The organism is Anoxybacillus sp. LAT27, assembly GCF_022030075.1.
Taxonomy (GTDB): Bacteria; Bacillota; Bacilli; order Bacillales; family Anoxybacillaceae; genus Anoxybacillus; species Anoxybacillus kestanbolensis.
The window spans coordinates 1-241 of the sequence record NZ_JAIWYK010000258.1 but is presented as its reverse complement, the minus strand read 5'-3'; the positions used below and the strand labels follow the sequence as shown (position 1 = coordinate 241).

At 62.2% G+C, this 241-nt stretch carries 1 protein-coding gene; it reads left to right on the top strand.

The features are described from left to right. Nucleotides 1-241, top strand: a 241-nt coding sequence (locus LD028_RS09365) for an alpha/beta hydrolase (protein WP_255721576.1), incomplete at both ends; no start/stop codon positions are given.

Genomic DNA, 241 nt, shown 5'->3' with positions numbered 1-241 from the left:
GCTGCCGGTGCCTGTAACGGAGCTGCCCGTGAAACCCGACGGGACAGCATGGCCGGAACAGGGCGGGGCGGACGCATTCCTGCGTTTCATTGAAGAAGAGCTGAAGCCGGAGATCGAGCGCCGGTTCAAGATTGACAGAGGCAGGCAAACGATCATCGGCCATTCGCTGGGCGGCCTCTTCGTGCTGCACGCGCTTTTTACCAAGCCGCTTGCCTTCCGGACGTATGTCGCAGGCAGCCCA